Origin of the sequence: Xanthobacter luteus, from assembly GCF_040049235.1 — a bacterium.
Classification (GTDB): domain Bacteria; phylum Pseudomonadota; class Alphaproteobacteria; order Rhizobiales; family Xanthobacteraceae; genus Xanthobacter.
On record NZ_JBDZDO010000001.1, the window covers coordinates 904,576 to 921,299 of the forward strand.

Annotated in this window: 16 protein-coding genes and 1 riboswitch; of the genes, 13 read left to right on the forward strand and 3 right to left on the reverse strand. The window is 66.7% G+C overall.

The features are described 5' to 3' along the window. Positions 1–273: 273 nt before the first annotated feature. Positions 274–753 carry a MarR family winged helix-turn-helix transcriptional regulator gene (locus ABLE88_RS04350; RefSeq protein WP_348830231.1) on the reverse strand — a complete coding sequence of 160 codons (480 nt, stop codon included), beginning with the start codon at positions 751–753 and terminating at the stop codon, positions 274–276. Positions 754–853: 100 nt separating this feature from the next. On the opposite strand from ABLE88_RS04350, the gene ABLE88_RS04355 reads away from it, so the two are divergent. The 6 genes from ABLE88_RS04355 to ABLE88_RS04380 all read left to right on the forward strand — a co-directional run bounded on the left by ABLE88_RS04355 (position 854) and on the right by ABLE88_RS04380 (position 6,028). Then, positions 854–1,279, forward strand: a complete 426-nt coding sequence (locus ABLE88_RS04355; RefSeq protein WP_348830232.1) for a DoxX family protein — start codon at positions 854–856, stop codon at positions 1,277–1,279. Positions 1,280–1,303: 24 nt separating this feature from the next. Further along, positions 1,304–1,609, forward strand: coding sequence for a Rieske (2Fe-2S) protein (locus ABLE88_RS04360; RefSeq protein ID WP_348830233.1), 306 nt, complete (start codon positions 1,304–1,306; stop codon positions 1,607–1,609). 3 nt (positions 1,610–1,612) lie between these two features. Next, the gene (locus ABLE88_RS04365) at positions 1,613–2,323 is read left to right on the forward strand and encodes a glutathione S-transferase family protein (protein ID WP_348830234.1); all 711 of its coding nucleotides are present in this window, start codon (positions 1,613–1,615) and stop codon (positions 2,321–2,323) included. Between the two features lie 292 nt (positions 2,324–2,615). Continuing rightward, positions 2,616–3,926, forward strand: coding sequence for an SDR family oxidoreductase (locus ABLE88_RS04370; RefSeq protein ID WP_348830235.1), 1,311 nt, complete (start codon positions 2,616–2,618; stop codon positions 3,924–3,926). Further along, positions 3,926–4,405: a DUF2269 family protein gene (locus ABLE88_RS04375; protein ID WP_348830236.1), complete on the forward strand. Its 480-nt coding sequence runs from the start codon at positions 3,926–3,928 to the stop codon at positions 4,403–4,405. Before ABLE88_RS04370 ends, ABLE88_RS04375 begins: the two co-directional genes overlap by 1 nt. A gap of 196 nt (positions 4,406–4,601) precedes the next feature. Continuing rightward, a riboswitch (glycine riboswitch) is annotated at positions 4,602–4,687 on the forward strand. Between the two features lie 120 nt (positions 4,688–4,807). Then, the gene (locus tag ABLE88_RS04380; protein ID WP_348830237.1) at positions 4,808–6,028 is read left to right on the forward strand and encodes a D-amino acid dehydrogenase; all 1,221 of its coding nucleotides are present in this window, start codon (positions 4,808–4,810) and stop codon (positions 6,026–6,028) included. Between the two features lie 42 nt (positions 6,029–6,070). Here ABLE88_RS04380 and ABLE88_RS04385 read toward each other — a convergent pair whose 3' ends face one another. Next, a complete protein-coding gene (locus tag ABLE88_RS04385; protein ID WP_348830238.1) occupies positions 6,071–7,180 on the reverse strand; it encodes a M20 family metallopeptidase in 1,110 nt (369 codons plus the stop codon). Between the two features lie 179 nt (positions 7,181–7,359). On the opposite strand from ABLE88_RS04385, the gene ABLE88_RS04390 reads away from it, so the two are divergent. Beyond that, on the forward strand, positions 7,360–8,673 hold the full coding sequence (locus tag ABLE88_RS04390; RefSeq protein WP_348830239.1) for an aminotransferase class I/II-fold pyridoxal phosphate-dependent enzyme: 1,314 nt from the start codon (positions 7,360–7,362) through the stop codon (positions 8,671–8,673). A gap of 33 nt (positions 8,674–8,706) precedes the next feature. On the opposite strand, the gene ABLE88_RS04395 is transcribed toward ABLE88_RS04390, so the two are convergent. Next, positions 8,707–9,441, reverse strand: coding sequence for a DJ-1/PfpI family protein (locus ABLE88_RS04395; protein ID WP_348830240.1), 735 nt, complete (start codon positions 9,439–9,441; stop codon positions 8,707–8,709). A gap of 539 nt (positions 9,442–9,980) precedes the next feature. Here ABLE88_RS04395 and ABLE88_RS04405 point away from each other — a divergent pair. The 6 genes from ABLE88_RS04405 to ABLE88_RS04430 all read left to right on the forward strand — a co-directional run bounded on the left by ABLE88_RS04405 (position 9,981) and on the right by ABLE88_RS04430 (position 16,575). Further along, positions 9,981–10,163 carry a hypothetical protein gene (locus tag ABLE88_RS04405; RefSeq protein WP_348831123.1) on the forward strand — a complete coding sequence of 61 codons (183 nt, stop codon included), beginning with the start codon at positions 9,981–9,983 and terminating at the stop codon, positions 10,161–10,163. A 136-nt stretch (positions 10,164–10,299) separates the two neighbouring features. Continuing rightward, on the forward strand, positions 10,300–13,140 hold the full coding sequence (locus ABLE88_RS04410) for a phospholipase D-like domain-containing protein (protein ID WP_348830241.1): 2,841 nt from the start codon (positions 10,300–10,302) through the stop codon (positions 13,138–13,140). 68 nt (positions 13,141–13,208) lie between these two features. Then, positions 13,209–14,135 (forward strand): trypsin-like serine peptidase, encoded by a 927-nt coding sequence (locus tag ABLE88_RS04415; protein ID WP_348830242.1) that lies wholly within the window; start codon positions 13,209–13,211, stop codon positions 14,133–14,135. A 183-nt stretch (positions 14,136–14,318) separates the two neighbouring features. Then, the gene (locus ABLE88_RS04420) at positions 14,319–14,483 is read left to right on the forward strand and encodes a hypothetical protein (protein ID WP_348830243.1); all 165 of its coding nucleotides are present in this window, start codon (positions 14,319–14,321) and stop codon (positions 14,481–14,483) included. A gap of 527 nt (positions 14,484–15,010) precedes the next feature. After that, complete coding sequence (locus tag ABLE88_RS04425; protein ID WP_348830244.1) at positions 15,011–15,514, forward strand: RNA polymerase sigma factor; 504 nt, start codon at positions 15,011–15,013, stop codon at positions 15,512–15,514. 104 nt (positions 15,515–15,618) lie between these two features. Continuing rightward, the gene (locus tag ABLE88_RS04430; RefSeq protein ID WP_348830245.1) at positions 15,619–16,575 is read left to right on the forward strand and encodes a FecR family protein; all 957 of its coding nucleotides are present in this window, start codon (positions 15,619–15,621) and stop codon (positions 16,573–16,575) included. The last annotated feature ends 149 nt before the right edge of the window (positions 16,576–16,724 follow it).

Sequence of the window (16,724 nt, forward strand, 5' to 3'; positions counted from 1 at the left end):
GATCCCTTCTGTCCTTCGCCTAAGCCGTACGGCGGCACGATCGCTCTCATTACACAGGTCACGGCTTCGTGAATGAAGGGACCGGGCCGCCCCGCCTGCCGGACGTCGAGGCGTCAGCCGGCAACGGCACGGGCGCCGCGAAGACGGCATGAAGCCGCCTCGCCGCCACCGTCATGCGGCCTGACGGCTATGTGTCGGTTCAGAAAACAGCCTAAACCAAACCGGACCGGATGCCTTCACATTTGGAATGGCGGCCGCGATCGCGCAGTGCCCTCACGCGCTCAAGGCCTTTGATGCCGCCTTCGGAACGGTGCGGCCGTCCACCAATCGGCCAAGCAGATCGCCGAGGACTTCTGCTTGTTCCGCCGACAGGCGGCCTCCAATTGCGCGCTCGATCTCTCGGGCGTAGATGGGCCACATTTGGCGGCGGATCGCCTTGCCCGCGTCGGTCATGACGATCCGCTGCCCGCGGCCGTCATCGGCGCACAGCTTTCGTTCCACATATCCGGCCGCTTCTATGCGGTCGATCAGGCGCGACAGATTATATTGCGCCAGAAGCATGGCCCGTTCCAGTTCGTACGGGCGCAGGCCATCGGGGCCGGCACGCTCGACCTCAAGCAGCACATCGTACCAGACCAGCGGCGGCAGGCCCGCGGCCTTCAGAGCGCCTTCGATCGAAGCGAGCGCAAGCCGCTGGGCCCGCATCAGGCGCGTCCAGGCGCGAACCACCGTTTCGGAAGGCATCTGTTCCATGGCGCCATTCTACCGAGATACATGCGTTTGCATCAAGCTTGACGGATATATGCAATTACATTAAAAATCATGCAACTACATCTATCGGAAGCGGAGCCCAATGAAATCGTCGCCTGACCTAGCGGCGCTCGTCCTGCGCCTGAGTTTGGGGGCCATGTATCTTGCCCACAGCATCGTGCTGAAGGTTCTAACCTATGGCCTTGGAGGGACGGCGGCCTTCTTCGTCCAGGCGGGACTGCCCGGCTGGCTGGCCTATGTCCTCGTTGCAGGCGAAGTGATCGGCGGTGTTCTGCTGATCCTCGGCGTACAGACGCGCTGGGTGGTCGTGGCCCTGTCTCCGGCCCTGCTGGGGGCCATTATCGTAGTTCACGCCGCCAATGGCTGGGTCTTCACCGCGCCTGGCGGCGGCTGGGAATACCCGGCCTTTCTTCTGGCTGTCAGCCTCGTTCAGTTCCTGCTCGGCGACGGCGCCTTTGCCGTGTCGCACCTTCTTGCCCGCCGGCGCTGCCTCGCCGAGCACCCCTGAACGACATTCAACGGGGAAATCATCATGAAACACGAGCTTTGCAAGATTGCCGACATTCCTCAGGTGGGCACCCTCGTCGTCCCCTTCTTCGGCCGCGACGTGCATGTCTACAAAAGCAAAGACAAGATGCAGGCGGCGGCCAATGTCTGCCTGCATTTCGGCGGACCGCTGGAATGCAAGGAGGGCAGGCTGGTCTGCCCCTGGCACAATGCCGCCTTCGACATGGCCACCGGCGCGCGCACCGAAGGCCCCGCCCCCGAGGGATCGCGCCTCATGTTCCTGTCAACACGCATCGAAGGCGATGCTCTCTTCTACGTATGGGGCGAATAGATCATGAACCGTCTCACGCTGATCAGTCATCATCTGTGCCCCTACGTGCAGCGTGCCGTGATCGCGCTTGCCGAAAAGTCGGTGCCCTATGACCGCATCGACATCGATTTGGCCAATAAGCCTGACTGGTTTCTGGCGATCTCGCCCCTGAGCAAGACGCCGGTGCTCAGGGTGGGTGGGCATGCCATTTTCGAAAGCGCGGTCATTCTCGAATATCTGGAAGAGACCGAACCCCATCCCCTTCATCCCGCCGATCCCCTCGCGCGCGCCCAACATCGTTCGTGGATCGAGTTCGGATCATCAGTTCTGAACGACATTGCGGGGCTCTATAATGCGCCAGATGCCATGTCATTCGAGGCGAAGGCCGTTTCGATTTCAGCCAAGTTCGCCCAGATCGACGCGAGGTTGACGGATCGCCCCTATTTCGCGGGGGCCAGGTTTTCTCTGGTCGATGCCGTTTTCGCGCCGGTGTTCCGGTATTTTGACGTCTTCGACCGGATCGGGGACTTCGGCATGGTCGCGAACAAGCCGCGGCTCTCGGCCTGGCGGACGGCGGTGGCGGCGCGGCCGTCCGTGCAAAATGCCGCGCCGGCGGATTACCCGCAGCGCCTCTTGGACTTCCTGTTGGCACGTCCCTCTTACCTTGCAAGCCTGGGGAAAACCCAAGGGTTGGACCAGGGTGATGGATCATCGTCCCAGCGAAGTCGAACCTGACGTTGCACCGCGTGCGGGACCGGCGCTCTCCGGTCCAGCCGTGGGCCGCGGCGCCGCTTCAGCGCGAAACACCCCGATTGGTTCCGCAGCTTCCGCCGCGGGCTCACGTCCCGTTGCGCCACCGCCGGATCGCCAGAACCCGAGCCGCGCGGAAGCCGCTGCGGCCGGGACGACAATCTGATACGTCCATGCCTCGATCACAGCGGGGACGTTGCTGCGAGACCCGGCGCGGGGCGCCCGACGCGCCACAATTCGGGCGTCGCCGCGATGCGAAGCAGGGGAGGCGTGGGGCATGCCGGAAGAACCCTCCTTGTGCCGAGTTCTCATCGTCGGAGCCACGGGGCTCATCGGTTCACAGATCGCTGCGGCGCTCGCCGGCCGCGGCCACCCGGTGCGCGGGGTCGCGCGTGACGTGACGGTCGCCGCGCGTGCCATGCCGTCCATTCGCTGGTCGGCCCTCGACATCGGCCGAGCGGATCCCGCGGAATGGGCGGCGGTTCTCGATCGCGTCGATGCCGTGGTGAATTGCGCGGGCGCGCTGCAGAGCGGTCCGGCCGATGACCTCGTCGGCACCCACGCGCGCGGTCTGTCCGCCCTCGTGGCCGCGTGCGAGCGGGCGGGCGTGCGGCGGCTGGTCCATTTCTCCGCCATGGGGGTCGATCGGGCCACACCGACGGAGTTTTCGCGGAGCAAGCGGGCCGGCGACGAGGCGCTGACCGCCAGCGCGCTCGATTGGATCATTCTGCGCCCGTCCGTGGTGCTCGCTCCCGCGGCCTATGGGGCCAGCGCCCTCGTCCGGGGGCTCGCGGCGCTGCCCATCCTGCCGGTCATGCCGGCGACCGCGCCGCTCCAGCCCGTGGTGCTGGAGGATGTCGTCGAGACGGTGGTCTTTTTCCTGGCGCCGGCCGCGCCTGCCAAACTTGCCTTGGAGCTCGCGGGGCCGGACCGGATGGATTTCTCGGACCTGATCCGGATTTTTCGTGCCTGGCTCGGCGCCCCCCCGGCGCGGGAATTGCGCGTGCCAAAACCGGTGGCCCGCGCGCTCTACGGGCTGGGCGACGCGGCGGGCTGGCTTGGCTGGCGTCCGCCGGTGCGCACGACGGCGCAAAGGGAGATCGCGCGCGGGGCGACGGGCGACCCGTCTCAATGGCGGCGGATCACAGCCATCGCGCCGCGCTCCGTGGCGGCCATGCTGGCCGCCCATCCGGCCTCCGTTCAGGAGAGATGGTTTGCCGGCCTCTATCTGCTGAAGCCGCTCGTTCTCGTCAGCCTCGCGATCTTCTGGATCGGCTCCGGCGTCGCCTCGCTCGGGCCGGGATTTGAATCGGGCATCGCCATGATGCAGCAAGGCGGCGCGAGCGGCTTGGCCGTGCTCGCCGTGCTCGGCGGCGGCGCGGCCGATTTGCTGGTGGGATTGGGCATCTGCCTGCGCCGCACGGCCCGCCCGGCCCTCGTCGCGGGCATTGCGGTTGCTTTGTTTTATGCCCTGGCCGGCAGCGTCCTCACGCCCTGGCTCTGGCTCGACCCCCTGGCGCCACTGCTCAAGATCGCGCCGGTCGCGGCGCTGCATCTGGTTGCCCTGGCCATTTTGCGAGGCCGCTGATGCTCTATTTCGCGCTGAAGTTTCTTCATCTCATCGGCGCCATCGTGCTGATCGGCACCGGTGCGGGCATCGCCTTCTTCATGGTGATGGCCCATCGCACCGGCAATGTCGCGAAGATCGCCGGGGTGGCGCGGATCGTGGTCACGGCCGATTTTCTGTTCACGGCGAGCGCCGTGGTCGTTCAGCCGATCACCGGGTTTCTGCTCGCCCGGCATGTGGGGTATCCCCTGTCGGAGGGATGGATCGTGCTGTCCCTCCTTCTCTACCTTCTGGTCGGTGTCTTCTGGCTTCCGGTCGTCTTCATGCAGATGCGCATGCGCGATCTGGCGGAGGCGGCGGAGAAGGCCGGAGCCGCCCTTCCCCCCGCCTATCATCGCCTGTTCTGGACCTGGTTCGCCTTCGGCTTTCCCGCCTTCGGCGCGATTTTGGGCATCCTGTGGCTGATGGTCGCCAAGCCGAGCATCGCCCTCTTCGGCTAAGGGCGCGCGGCGGGCGAGCGCGCGCCGACGCGATCCTGCAGACGGGGCTTGGAGCGCCGCCGCGCCCCAGGGGCCATCCCGGCCGCTGCGCGGACCTGCCGGTGCCCCATGACGGGCCGCGCTGCGAGCTAGGCCATGGGACAAATTCGGTTTTGTCTTGAACGGGGCAACGGGCCCTTTATACTGTGGGCGCCAATCAGATGGATCGGGAGAGCGCGCGCCAGCGCCGCCGAAGGAGCAACCGCCCCGGAAACTCTCAGGCAAAAGGACCGATTCATCAGGCACTCTGGAGAGAGGTCAGGGCGATCCTGATCCACCGAAGGGGATATCCGCCGCAGGCGGAGAAGCTCTCAGGTTCCGTGACAGAGGGGGCATGGACTGTCACGGAAGAGAGCATCGACCATGGGACATGTGATCGTCATCGGCGCCGGCATTACCGGCGTCACAACAGCCTATGCCCTGCTGCGCCGCGGACACGCGGTGACGGTGCTGGAGCGCCACCCCTACGCCGCGCTGGAAACGTCCTTCGCCAATGGCGGCCAGCTTTCCGCCAGCAATGCGGAGGTCTGGAACCAGTGGTCGAACGTCGCGCACGGCATCCGCTGGATATTCACGCGCTCGGCGCCGCTGCTGCTGAACCCCAAGCCCAGCTGGCACAAGTTTTCCTGGCTCGCAGAATTCGTGGGCCAGATCGGCAGATACGAGGAGAACACCGTCGAGACGGTCCGGCTTGCCATCGAGGCGCGTCGACATCTGTTCGAGATCGCCGAGCGCGAGGGCATCGCGTTCGATCTCGAGAGGCGGGGGCTCATGCATGTCTATCGCGACCCGACGAGCTTCGCCCATGCCACAAAGGTGAACGCCCTGCTGAAGCGCGGCGGCCTGGAGCGCGAGCCCCTTACCCCGGACGAAATCAAGACCATCGAGCCTGCGCTGGAAGGCACGTTCCACGGCGGCTTCTTCACCCCGCAGGATGCCTCCGGCGACATCTGCCGCTTCACGCGTGGCCTCGCCCAGGCCTGCACGCGCTTGGGCGGCAGGTTTGTCTACGGGGTCGAGGTGGGCGCAATCCGCGAGGCGGATGGCCGGCGCGTGGTGGAATGGCAGGACGTGGACGAGCCGCAGGCGAAAGGCGCCCTCGCTGCGGACCAGGTGGTCATCTGCGCGGGCGTCGGCAGCCGGCAGATCGCCGCCTGGGTGGGGGAACGGCTCAATGCCTATCCGGTCAAAGGCTACTCCATCACGGTCGCGGTGAAGCCGGCGGACGTGGACCATGCCCCGCGCGTCGCCCTGCTGGACGACGCTGCGAAGATCGTCACCAGCCGCCTCGGGGACACCCGCTTCCGGATCGCCGGCACCGCCGAACTGAACGGCTACAACCGCGACGTTCGGGCCGACCGCATCGCGCCGCTGGTCACCTGGACACGGCGGCATTTTCCGCGCCTCGACACGAGCGATGTGGCGGTCTGGGCGGGGCTGCGCCCCATGCTCCCGGGCATGCTGCCGCGGGTGGGCGCGAGCCGGCGCGCGCGCAACGTATTCTTCAATACCGGCCACGGCCACCTGGGCTGGACGCTCTCCTGCGCCACCGCCGAACTGGTCGCGGCGCAGATGTCCGCCTGAGGACCGGCCGGGCGGCGGGGTGCGCGTCCCGCCGCCCCGCGCCTAAGGGGCGGCGGCGTGCATGCGGATGAGGCGCCCGTAGATGTTCTGGGCGGTTTCGATCTCGTTCACGCCGCACCATTCATCGGTCACATGGGCCTGGCTGGGCTCACCCGGCCCGAGAAGGACGACGGGCGCCGGGGCAAGGTGGCAAAGCACCGAGGCATCGGTGAAGAAGGAGGCTCCGCGCGGCGGTTCCGCCACATGGCCCTCCGCTTCCCGGGCGGCGGCGCACAGGGCGACGAACGGGGCGGCGGGATCGGTCCAGACCGGGGCGAGGTCGTGCACGCATTCGAGGCGGCTGCCCTCGCCCGCGAGCCGGGCAAGACGGGCCAGAACCTGCGAATGGTCCATGCCGGGCAGGGTCCGGACGTCCACGTGCAGGCGGGCGCGATCGGGCACCGCATTGGGCGCGTGGCCCCCCTCGATCAGGCCGACATTGGCGGTCGCCTGCCCCAGCACCGGGTGGCGGGCGGCGAAATCCATGTCGGCGAAGGCAAGGGCGGCCGTGCAGGCGCGATAGATGGCATTCACCCCCAGATGCGGGGCGGATGAATGCGCCGATACGCCGGCGAAATGGGCGAAGCAGAACAAAGCGCCCTTATGGCCCAGGGCGATGGCGTTCGACGTCGGCTCGGCGACGATCCAGCCGGAGATTTCGGGCAGCGCAATCTGGGCCCGCGCCAGAGCCAATGCGCCCTCACATCCGCGCTCCTCGCCGCTCGTGATCACCAGGGCGAGGTCCGCCTCGACGCGCTGGGCGTCCAGCGCGGCGGCGACGAAGGCCGCGACCGCCGCCTTCATGTCGGAGGCGCCGCGGCCATAAAGACGCCCCCCGTGAATTTCGCCCGCGAAAGGATCGTGGCGCCACGGCGCGGTGCCCAGCGGCACGGTGTCAAGATGACCGGTGAATGCCAAGACCGGACGCATCCGACCGCTCCTGCGGACCGCCACGAGATTGACGCGCCCCGGCGCGAACCGATGCTGCTCGATGGCGAATCCGGCACCCGCGAGCCGCGGCACGAGGACCTCTGCCGCGGCCTGCTCGTTGCCGGGCGGGTTGCAGGTATCGACCCGCATCAGGGCCCGGGCAATTTCGATGGCATCCGTCATGGCCGACCTCCCCGCCCATCAGGCATGTCCGCCCGCCGAAGCGCAAGACAAAATACTCAATGTACTCGATTTGACTTTTCATGTCTGAGTGGCTTAGGAGAGACGCCGCGTTGTGCCAGGATACGTTTGGCGCGCTCGCCTAGCGGCGAATTGCTGTCGGCGCGGTGTCTGGGTCAGCGATGGAATGGCGGGAGACGGTGGTGATTGCGGGCCGAACGGCAATAGAAATCGCTGAATCCATCCGGTCAGCCGTCGATTCGGGCCGCCTGAAGCGGGGCGCGTCGCTGCCGACGGTGCGCCAGCTGGCAGAGGAGCTGGGAGTCAACCGAAACACGGTCGCTGCGGCCTACAAGCAACTGTCCGACTGCGGCCTTCTGCAGGGTCGGGGCCGGCAGGGCAGCAGGGTCGCGCCCGACACCGCCGCGCCGCCGCCCGCCGCGTCCCCGCGCGATCTCGCAGGGGGCAATCCCGACCCCGCCCTCCTTCCCGACATGACATCGGTGCTGCGCGGCGTCGGCTGGCATCAGCGGTCCTACGAGGACCCGCCGGACGATCCGGAGCTCATTCGCCTGCTGGGCCAGCAGTTTGCGCTGGACGATCTGCCGGTCGGCGAACTCTGGCTGGCGTCCGGGACCTTCGACGCCATCGGCACCATCCTGCGCAAGCTGCTGGCCGTGGGCGACGCGGTGGGGGTCGAGGATCCCTGTTTCATGACCACCCTCGGCCTGATGCGCCAGGCCGGCTACGTGCCGCTGAGCATGCCCGTGGACGACGAGGGCCTGACGCCCGGAGGGTTGCGGCGGGCGCTGGAGGCGGGCGCAAAGGCGGTCATCCTCACCCCGCGCGCCCACAATCCCGTGGGTGGCTCCTGGAGCTTGGCCCGGCTTGCGGCCCTGCGCGAAGAGATGCGGGCCTATCCCGACGTCCTGCTCATCGAGGACGACCATTTCGCCGTCCTCTCGCGCTTTCCGCCCATGACGCTGGTCGAGGCGGGGCGTCCCCGGTGGGCCATCATCCGCTCGGTGTCGAAATATATCGGCCCGGATCTCCGGCTGGCGGTGGTCAATTCGAGCCACGAGCTGAGCCGCGCGAGCCTGTCGCTCAGCGCCTTCACCACCCGATGGGTCAGTTCCATCCTCCAGAAGTCCGTGCTGGCGGTGCTCACGGCGCCGGGCTACCGGCAGCTGATCGCAGGCGCGGCGGCGGCCTATGAGCGGCGGCGGGAGGACGTTGTGGCGGCATTGGCCGGGCGCGGCATCAAGGCCCATGGCCGGGATGGCATGAACGTCTGGATCCCGGTGGAGGATGAGCAGACGGTGGCGCGGCGGCTGCTCGAGGCAGGCTGGACGGTACGCACAGGGTCGGTGTTCCGCCTTGCGGCCCCCCCAGCCGTCCGCATCACGACGAGTGTGATCCCGAAGCCGTTGGCGGAGGAATTCGCCCGCACCCTGCATCTGATCCTGCGGGAGGAAGTGGTCGAAAGGGGCGCGTAAGCTTCTTTCGACCTGGGCATTTCCGCGACGTCCTCAGGCCGAGCGCGCCAGCCCCGCATCATCCGGAACGGCGACGCCCAGGCGGCGCGCCACGCGGCGGGCGGTCTCGATCCGCTGCGCCGTCAGTTCCTTCACGGACTCCCGCGCGGCGGCGACGATGTTCTCGGGCGCCCGCTCAGGCGTACCGGCGTCGAACGGCGGCTCGGGGTGGTACTGCATGTAGAGCTGGATCTGCTGCGCGGCCTTCTCGCCGCGGAGCACCGCGGCAAGCTGCAGCGCCCCGTCGATGCCTGAGGTGACGCCGCCGGTGAAGATGTAGTTGCCCTCCACCACCACCCGGTCCGTGAGGGGAATGGCGCCGAAATAGGGCAGCACCCCCAAAGCCGCCCAATGGGTGGTCGCGCGCTTGCCCTTGAGCAGCCCAGCCGCGCCGCAGATGAGGGCGCCGGTGCAAACCGAGAACACGTACAGGGCGCCGGCCGCCTGGGTGCGGATGAAGTCGAGCGTCTCCTCATCCTCCATCAGCGCCTGCTGGCCGGGACCACCGGGGACATGCAGCACGTCGAGCTTCGGCATTTCGGCGAAGGTCTTTTCCGGCGTGAGCACGAGGCCGCGCATGTCCTTCACCGGCGCCCGCGTCTTGCCGGCGATGTGGAGCGTCGAATTGGGAATGCGGGCGAGGACCTCGAACGGTCCCGTGAAATCGATCTGATCCAATCCGTCGAACAGGATCGAGCCGATGTGAAGGTGCTGGTCTGACGGAATCATCGCTGGCCTTTCCTGAGGCACTTCCCGCGCCGCCGCGGATGCCCATGGTGTGACAGCCGCACAGCCGATCGTCAAGACAAATAAGGTACAAACTCATTAATGACTTTAAATGTCACAACGGAGCCGCCCTATGAAACTGTTATAAAAGGCGACTTCTGGCGCCCCTTCCGGCCAACGGGATAATCTGTTTTGGCGTTTCCCCTCGCTAGTGATCAGACAAAACGTGGGATATAGAGACAAATATATGACAAAAAGAAGGGGGAACTGGAATGCCTACCGCAGATGCACCCGTCGCCCGCTTGGTCCGATTGCGCTGGCGAGTCGCGAGTGCCCTCAGCCTTGCTATGATGCTGATCTATTTCGGCTTCATGGGGCTTCTTGGCTTCGACAAGGCGCTGCTCGCCACGATCGTCGCCCCTGGTCACGGCGCTGCCCCTCGGCCTTGCCGCCCTGATGGCGCGACGCCCCTCGCTCCAGCGGCTTTGACGCCGCGTCGGCAAGGCAACGCGCCCCGCTCCCCTTGTGCAGGAGATGACCCCATGACGGCGACCTGGGTCGACCGCATCACCGGCCATCTGGCGCGACGGCCATCCGGCCGCATCGGCCGCACCCTCTACCGCCATGCGGCCGGCCATCAGGCCGGCTTCCAGTTCGCCCTTCAGCAGGTGCCACGCGGTCCGGCCGATCGGAACGGCGCGCGTGCTGCTCATCGGCGCCGCTGAATGATGCCGGACGCGGCCCCATCGGAGGATCTGATCAGCCACTTGGTTGCCGACGGCTGCAACTCTTGGTTTAATCGTCGTGGACGGGTGGTAATGTGTCCCGATAACGGCCAGCAAGGTCGAAGAAGGGCAGCGCATGGGCGATTATGTCGAGAAGCTCCGGCGCTATATCGCCGGCATCGAGCTCCGCGACGGCACCACCTACGCGCCGCCCACCCCGAGCTTGCCGGGCTTCGACCCTGCCGCGCAGCCCTTCGATGCCGCCCGCAGCGAGGCGAGCAGCCTCGAGGCGGTCATCCGGATGGCGCGGCCGGTCCTCGATGTCATCTCGGATCTGGCCATTGGCATCCCCGAGATCGTGCCGCTGCACCCAGAGGCGCGCGAGATGGCCGATCGCGTGGCCACGAAAGCCGCGGCGCTGGCGCCAGTCATGCGATCGGTGGGACGGATCGAATTGGCCGGCAACGATGACTATGCGTGGGTGGGCACCGGCTGGCTCATCGCCAGCGAGATGGGTGACGACATCATCGTCACCAACGCCCATGTCGCGCTGATCTTCTCCGAAGCTGCCGGCAAGAGCTTCGTTTTTCGGGAGACCACCGACGGCCGCATGGGCCAGCAGACGGCTCATATCGATTTCCGGGAGGAGGTCCGCCCCACGACCCCGCGCGAATTCCCGGTGAAGGACATCGTCTACGTCTCGCAGACTCGCGGGATGGACGTCGCCTTCCTGAGGGTCAGCCGCACGTCCGGCGCGGACCGGTTGACCGCGCCCATTGTTCTGGCACCGGCCATCCCGTCGCCGACCGCGCTCCTGGCCGCGATCGGCTACCCTGGGTACAGCAGCACCGACCACGATTCAGAGACGCTTCAGCGCATCTTCGGCAATGTCCACGAGCGCAAGCGCATCTCGCCCGGGCGTCTCATGGGGCTCGAGCCGCGCGGGCTCGCTCATGACTGCTCGACCCTGCCGGGCAGTTCGGGATCCCTGCTGGTGGATCTCGAGACCGGCACCGCCGTCGGCCTTCATTATCGCGGGCGCGCGCTGGAGGCCAACCACGCTGTGCCGGCGGCGGACATCCTGCGGCTCATCCGGGAGCGGCCCTGGCAAGGCACCGGGCTCGCCGATGGCAGCCCGGTCAAAACGGACCCGCCGATCGTGGGATCGGCCAAAGAGGATGCGGCACAGGGGGACACCATGGCGACCAAGGCAACCGTGACCACCGTCTCGGCGACGCGTGCTGATGGCTCCATCACGCTCACGATCCCGCTGGAGATCACAGTTCGGCTGGGCTCCATGCCGCGCGGCGCCGATGCCGCACCCGCGGTGGAAAGAACCTTGCCCCCCACCCGGCGCAATGCCGAACGCGCCGCCGAAGCGGCGAAGGAGCGGATGACGGGCCACGCCCAAGTGCTGTCGGTGGCCGCCGGCCTGATGTTCAAGGAAGGCCTCATAAGCGAGGATTACGGCGTCATCGTCAAGGTCCGGCCCGAGGCGCCGAAGAGCGCCGCCGCCTACGGCCTGCCGGACGCCATCGAGGGCATTCCGATCGTGGTCGAGACCGCGTCGGTCGAAAGGCTGCTCGCGGCCGATTTCGGCATTGCGGCGGAGGAAGCGGCGCTGCCGGCGCGGTTCGGCTACGAGCGCGATATCACGGCGCCGGAGTTCAGCCTCGCGCCGGTCACCGAGGAGATGACCATCACGCTTCATGTCAGCCCGGAGGCCGGCTGGTCCCAGCTCTCTTCCTTCCTGGGCCGGACGGATTTCAACCGTATGACCGTGGGCATGTACCACATGTCGGCGCCGCACGTCCTCGAGGCGATCCTCAAAGCGATGCAGCCTGCCGGCAGGGAGCTGAAGCTGACCATCGACCGCAAGAAAGGGGACGACATCGGCGAGGGCACCAAGAAGAACGACAAGCCCGAAAGCGAGACGCTCGCTGCCTGGGGCGAGGCGCTCGGCGCGCGTTTTGAATTCACGCCCGCCGCCATCAGCGGGCGCAACAAGCTCTTCCATTCCGCCTATCACATCAAGGTCGCGGTCATCAGCGAGGAGACCGGCGCGAGCCCGGGAGACAAAGCGTTCTGGCTGTCGAGCGGCAATTGGCAGTCGTCGAACCAGGCCCCTCTCAAGAAAGCGGTGTCCGAGCTCACCTTCGGCGACGTCCGCGACTACAACCGAGAATGGCACGCCATAGTCGAGAGCCCGACCCTGGCCGGGGTCTTCAGGCGGCATCTAGAGCAGGACTTCCTGGACAACAAGGCCGCTGGCGGCGAGGAGGCGGCCGCCCTCGAATTGCCCCTCGTGCTCGTGCCGGAGGCGCTGTTCGACGCGGACGTGGAGGCGCCGCGCGCCTTCCGGGCCTTCGAGCCCCTACGTCTCGACCGGCGCCGGGTCACCGTGACCCCCGTTCTCACGCCGGACAATTATGCCGATGTGGTGATCCCGCTGATCGAGAGCGCGCGGACCTCCGTTCTATTCGAGAACCAGAGCTTCGGCCTGAGCGAGGACGAAGACAACATGCCGGATCATTTCCTGGATCTGGCCAAGGCCCTGCGCCAGCAGCAGCGGCGCGGACGGGACGTGCGGATCATCTTCCGCTCGGGCTTCGGCAAGGAGCGCGACACCGTCCGCAAGCTGGTGGAATTCGGCTTCAAGGCGGGCTCGATCCGCTTCTTCGACAAGGTCCACACCAAGGGCATCGTGGTCGATGCCGCGAAGGTGCTGCTCGGGTCGCAGAACTGGACTGGGGCCGGCACAGGCCCCAACCGGGACGCATCGCTGCTCATCGAGACCGAAGAAGCCGGCGCCTATTTCCAGCAGATCTTCGAATATGACTGGCGTGAGATGGCCCGGAGCCGGGTGCGGGACGATCTGGAGGCGCTGCCGCCGATCCGCGTGCTGCGGGGCGGCAACGAGGCTGGCATACCAAATGGCTATCGCGTCGTGCGTTGGGCCGACGCCATGGATTTCTGAACGCCATGTCCAAGGCCCCAAAGACCAAGGCTACGGCGCCTGCGGCTGTCCGCGAGCGCCCCTGCTTCATGACCGAGACCAATGGCGGCAGCAGCATTGAGCGGGTGCCCGGCTTCGACATCTCGCGCGCCATGACGGCAGGCTTCAGGCCCGCCCGGATTTCGGGGCCGACCATCCTCTCCGGACGCCCGGACAGCGCAACCTTCTCGGTGCCGAAGGTGATCATGCCGCCCGGCGCGACGCCGCAGCTTCCGGGCAGCAGCGTCGCGCGGCCAGAGAATGTCCTGGGCTTCGACGACCGCATTCAGATCGCGGACACCACGGCCGTGCCCTGGCGCTGCATCTGCCATTTGGAGATCACCTATGACAGTGGGGCGGTCGGTCTGGGATCGGGTTGGCTTGCAGGCGCGCGCGTCGTCGTGACGGCGGGCCATTGCCTGCATGACAGGGCAAATGGCCGCCGGGCCAAGTCCGTCCGGGTGATACCCGGCAGGAACGGTCCTTCCGCGCCTTACGGTTATGTGGTCGCCGACACGTTTCATGTGCCGGATCCGTGGGTCAAGCTGCCGAGCCAAGCCGAGGCCGCCGCATTCGACTACGGCGTTATCGAGCTGCCGTCGATCGAGGTGGAGAATGAACAGTTCGGCACGCGCATCGGCTTCTTCGGCATGCGGGTCTATTCGGACGCCGCGGCGGAGAAGGACCTGCAGATGCTCATGATCAACAATGCCGGTTATCCGTTCGAGGCCGACAAGCCCTATGGCACCATGTGGTTCAATGCTGGACGCGTGAGCAGCGTTCAGCCCGCCTTCCTCGAATACATGATCGATACCGAAGGCGGCCAGAGCGGCAGTCCCGTCTTCGTCTTCGATTCCTCCCGCAACGAACGGCAGGTCGTGGCGATCCACACGACCGGGGACTTCGTGAACCGCGGGCTGCGCATCACCGAAGCCGTGTTCGACTGGATCTCGCAGCGGATCGAGGCCGCGCGATAGAGGAGCCGGGGTGCCGGTCAGGCATCTCAATCACAATCGACGAGGGAACGGGCCAGAGGCAGGCCAGTCCGCATCATTCGTCAGGGAGGGGGCCTGCAGCCATCTCTGCGCCCGGCGCGACATGAAAACCTGAAATCGCCGAGCGGGGGCGAGGACACCGGAAAGCCTACCTACCAGGAGGCGTTGGCGAAACTCATCCCTGCCGAAGTCGTCGGGCTTCATCCGGGTGGCAAGAACGCGATCGAGGCCTATTTCCAGGCGGCGACGCGATCTCAGGAATCGCCGACGGGTTTCTGGATCGGCTGGACGGTGCTTTGCGTTCTCGGCCTTCTCATCTATCGCGCCTAGGGCACCTCGGGTCTTAAGGCGCAGGTCCCCCCGGAACATCCCGCGATCGCGATCAACCTCGGCTCGTTCCTCGCATGGGTCTATTCCTTCGGGGATGCCTTCCGGATCCTCGGCCTCTGGCATCCCCTGTTTTCCACCCTGCTGGTCCTCGCCTGGACCTTCCCGGCGCTGCCAATCTATCAGCGCTGGCTGAACTCCAAGGAAACCGATGGACGTCGTCTCTTCTTGCGTCGTCGTGCAGGATCGTCTGGTCGACCAATGGGTCAGCCTGATCGGCCGATCCAGCGGATTACGGCTCAGCACAGCCGTTCACGAGCCTAGAGGGCGTTCTGCTTTGAAGGCTGGCCCAACTGTCTGAAGACGCTGATGTTTTACAGACGGATCTGAGCGAGACCGAGAGTTCAGCAGTTTCGCCTTAGAATAGGTATAGATCATTGGTCTTGCGTGACAATTTTTCTTTGCGCTAAGCCCTCTCCGTCGTGTTGGACGCCCGTGGCGTTCGCCGGCGCGCGGAGGGTGGTGCTTCAATGGGCTGGGATCTCGCCACATTGTTCAAGCGGCACGCGAAGGATATCGCGCAGGCGTTGCGCCGGCGCGGCCTGACGGCGGACATGGCCGCGGACATCACACAGGACACTTTCGTCCGGGTGCTCGTGTCGCCGCCCGCCGACACGGCTCCGGTGAGCAATCCCGCCGCCTATCTCTTCCGCGTGGCGCGTAATCTCTCCATCGATCATCAGCGCCGCGAGCGGCTGCTGAATCGCGTTGACCTGGACCCGGACGGGTTCGAGGCCATCCTTGATCCGTCCCCCTCTCCGGAGGCGGCCGTCTATGACAGGCAGAAGCTGGCCTTGACCGCAGCCGCGCTGGCGGCGCTGCCGGAAAAGACCCGGCGGGCCTTCGAACTGCACCGCATCGAGGAGATGACGGTCGCGGAAGTGGCTGCCGAGCTTGGCCTGTCCCGGTCGCGGGTCTGGGCCCTCGTGCGGGACGCTTACGAGCAGATCGACCAGCGGCTGAGCGGCCTTTGAGCGGCCGGCGCCGCCCGCGCTGAACATTCGCGCGGTCCATTCGTATAGTGATAGGAAGCCTGCGATCCTGCCACCCTGGCAGCCCGCCCGCATGAGGGATGTCCATGAGCGAAATTCCGGAAGAGCGCCTGCTGTTTCGGGAAGCCGCCGATCTGGCCATTCGCCTGCAGAATGATCCTGCCAATCCAGTCTCGCTCGAAATGGTCCGCGCCTGGGCCGCCCGCAGCCCCGGCCATGCCGCAGCCTGGGCGCGCGTCGCGCAGATCCACGGCATGACCGGCAAGGTCCTCGGCGACCAGCGAAAGGCGGGCGATGCCCAAGGGGGGCTGACACGCCGCGCGGTCATCGGCGGCGGCGTGATCGGCCTCGGCGCCGCCGTGGCGGGAACCTGGCTCGGACCCGAGGCTATCCGCCGCGCCCGTGCGGACCAGGCGACATCCACGGCCGAGATCCGGCAGATCACGCTTGCCGATGGCAGCATGATCACCCTCGGCCCGGACAGCACGCTCGCCATCCATTTTTCAGAAGCCAGGCGGGAGATCACGCTGCTCGACGGAATGGCCTTCTTCGAGGTCGCGCGCGATCCGGCCCGGCCTTTCTCCGTGCTCACGGGATCGGTGTCGGCGACGGCGATCGGCACGGCGTTCGACGTGTCCAGCGACGGGGGCTACGTGACCATTTCCGTCGACCAGGGCATCGTGGAGGTGCGCGGGCCGGACGCGGCGCTCGGACCCGGAGAGCGGCTGAATGTGGGCGACTGGATGACCCTCGATCCGTCCGCGCACAAGCTGGCCCGTGGTGTGCGCGATGCCTCCCAGATCGCCGCGTGGCGCGACGGCATGGTCATCGCGGATGGCGAGACCGTCTCGGCGATGGTGGCGCGGATCGCCCGCTGGCAGCCGGGGCCCGTGGTGATCGCGGACCCCTTCCTCGGGTCGCGCGTGGTGAGCGGCGTGTTCGACCTGAGCGACCCCATCCGTGCCCTTGAGGCCGTGGTGCGCCCCTTCGGCGCGAAGGTGCGCCGGATCGGGCCGTTCGCGACCGTTATTTTCCCCGTCTGAGAAAAAATCGCGGGATCGCAGGAGAATCCGGAGCCCCGTTCGTAAGGCCCTTAGGGGCTCCAGCAACCAACCATTCGGCCATGCCAGCCCTCCTGTGAAAGCGACGGAGAGGCTGGGACATGCGGCCAGGGTCTGGGACGAGGGGTTTC

Coding starts and splice junctions, on each gene's coding strand:
- ABLE88_RS04390 (WP_348830239.1), top strand. CDS start 7,360: ATGGAATGGCGGGAGACGGTGGTGATTGCGGGCCGAACGGCAATAGAA.
- ABLE88_RS04395 (WP_348830240.1), bottom strand. CDS start 9,441: ATGATTCCGTCAGACCAGCACCTTCACATCGGCTCGATCCTGTTCGAC.
- ABLE88_RS04410 (WP_348830241.1), top strand. CDS start 10,300: ATGGGCGATTATGTCGAGAAGCTCCGGCGCTATATCGCCGGCATCGAG.
- ABLE88_RS04405 (WP_348831123.1), top strand. CDS start 9,981: ATGACGGCGACCTGGGTCGACCGCATCACCGGCCATCTGGCGCGACGG.
- ABLE88_RS04415 (WP_348830242.1), top strand. CDS start 13,209: ATGACCGAGACCAATGGCGGCAGCAGCATTGAGCGGGTGCCCGGCTTC.
- ABLE88_RS04375 (WP_348830236.1), top strand. CDS start 3,926: ATGCTCTATTTCGCGCTGAAGTTTCTTCATCTCATCGGCGCCATCGTG.
- ABLE88_RS04350 (WP_348830231.1), bottom strand. CDS start 753: ATGGAACAGATGCCTTCCGAAACGGTGGTTCGCGCCTGGACGCGCCTG.
- ABLE88_RS04425 (WP_348830244.1), top strand. CDS start 15,011: ATGGGCTGGGATCTCGCCACATTGTTCAAGCGGCACGCGAAGGATATC.
- ABLE88_RS04370 (WP_348830235.1), top strand. CDS start 2,616: ATGCCGGAAGAACCCTCCTTGTGCCGAGTTCTCATCGTCGGAGCCACG.
- ABLE88_RS04365 (WP_348830234.1), top strand. CDS start 1,613: ATGAACCGTCTCACGCTGATCAGTCATCATCTGTGCCCCTACGTGCAG.
- ABLE88_RS04355 (WP_348830232.1), top strand. CDS start 854: ATGAAATCGTCGCCTGACCTAGCGGCGCTCGTCCTGCGCCTGAGTTTG.
- ABLE88_RS04430 (WP_348830245.1), top strand. CDS start 15,619: ATGAGCGAAATTCCGGAAGAGCGCCTGCTGTTTCGGGAAGCCGCCGAT.
- ABLE88_RS04380 (WP_348830237.1), top strand. CDS start 4,808: ATGGGACATGTGATCGTCATCGGCGCCGGCATTACCGGCGTCACAACA.
- ABLE88_RS04385 (WP_348830238.1), bottom strand. CDS start 7,180: ATGACGGATGCCATCGAAATTGCCCGGGCCCTGATGCGGGTCGATACC.
- ABLE88_RS04360 (WP_348830233.1), top strand. CDS start 1,304: ATGAAACACGAGCTTTGCAAGATTGCCGACATTCCTCAGGTGGGCACC.